The organism is Cupriavidus sp. L7L (genome assembly GCF_004353535.1).
Taxonomy (GTDB): domain Bacteria; phylum Pseudomonadota; class Gammaproteobacteria; order Burkholderiales; family Burkholderiaceae; genus Cupriavidus; species Cupriavidus oxalaticus_A.
The window spans coordinates 1-1323 of the sequence record NZ_SMNY01000162.1; the positions used below are offsets into that span (position 1 = coordinate 1).

Genomic DNA, 1323 nt, shown 5'->3' on the forward strand with positions numbered 1-1323 from the left:
CGCCAGAGGCATCGCAGGGTAGCTATGTACGGAAGAGATAACCGCTGAAAGCATCTAAGCGGGAAACTCGCCTGAAGATGAGGATTCCCTGGAGGCTTGACCTCCTTGAAGGGTCGTTCGAGACCAGGACGTTGATAGGCTGGGTGTGGAAGCGCAGTAATGCGTTAAGCTAACCAGTACTAATTGCCCGTAAGGCTTGATCCTATAACCAGTGTGTTTCACCTGGTGAGGCAATTGCCTTTGTGCCAGATACGCACAACCCCAACTACATCCCGATTCGTGACGCTGGCTTGAACCCCAGCGCCACAACCCCTCATGCCTGGTGACCATAGCGAGCTGGAACCACCCCTTCCCATCCCGAACAGGACCGTGAAACAGCTCCGCGCCGATGATAGTGCGGATTACCCGTGTGAAAGTAGGTCATCGCCAGGCTCTTATTGTGCAAAACCCCTCGACAGCGTGTGCTGCGAGGGGTTTTTGCTTTTCCGCTCGGCTGATTGCGTGTCGCCCCACAGCGCGACGAGGCAGCTCCAGAGCCTCCAGGAGCCGTTTTGCGAGCCCCTATAGGGTGAGAACGTAGAAATCTAATCTACGCTTGTGGGAGCGATCAGGCGGCATCAAGCGCCACGCTGGAACGCCTTCCCTGGCCTGAAACAAGTACAGCATCCGCAACGGAAAGTGCTTGACAGGCAAGGTGAACAGCCCCATAATCGATAGTTCTCTGCGGAGAGGTGCCCGAGTGGCTAAAGGGGGCAGACTGTAAATCTGTTGGCTTACGCCTACGCTGGTTCGAATCCAGCCCTCTCCACCAGAATGCAAGACAGCAGCCGGCAATGCCGGTGAAGAAGCAGGAAAGAACCGGGCGGGTGTAGCTCAATGGTAGAGCAGAAGCCTTCCAAGCTTACGACGAGGGTTCGATTCCCTTCACCCGCTCCAGTCGCGCGGTTGTTGTCATAAAGTAGTACGTCTAGTTTCGCCCATGTGGCTCAGTGGTAGAGCACTCCCTTGGTAAGGGAGAGGTCGGCAGTTCGATCCTGCCCATGGGCACCAAACACCACCGCACTGGCATCATCGCTACCGAGACAGGAGTCGCGCAATGGCAAAGGAAAAGTTCGAGCGGACCAAGCCGCACGTGAACGTTGGTACGATTGGTCACGTTGACCATGGCAAGACCACGCTGACCGCAGCGATCGCCACGGTGCTGGCTGCCAAGTTCGGCGGTGCCGCCAAGAAGTACGACGAAATCGACGCAGCGCCGGAAGAGAAGGCACGCGGTATTACCATCAATACCGCCCACGTCGAGTACGAGACGGCCAACCGCCA

1 protein-coding gene, 3 tRNA genes and 2 rRNA genes are annotated in these 1323 nt (G+C 56.9%); all 6 read left to right on the forward strand.

Annotated elements, in window-relative coordinates; all coding sequences use genetic code 11:
- A 23S ribosomal RNA gene (locus E1J61_RS36775) occupies positions 1–204 on the forward strand; the annotation flags it as partial.
- A 114-nt stretch (positions 205–318) separates the two neighbouring features.
- Positions 319–432, forward strand: a 5S ribosomal RNA gene (rrf, locus tag E1J61_RS36780).
- Positions 433–725: 293 nt separating this feature from the next.
- Positions 726–811, forward strand: a tRNA-Tyr gene (locus tag E1J61_RS36785).
- A 51-nt stretch (positions 812–862) separates the two neighbouring features.
- Positions 863–936 (forward strand) — tRNA-Gly (locus E1J61_RS36790).
- 39 nt (positions 937–975) lie between these two features.
- Positions 976–1050, forward strand: a tRNA-Thr gene (locus tag E1J61_RS36795).
- A 46-nt stretch (positions 1051–1096) separates the two neighbouring features.
- Positions 1097–1323: GTP-binding protein (locus E1J61_RS36800; RefSeq protein ID WP_243737108.1), on the forward strand; the 227-nt coding region annotated here is incomplete at its 3' end.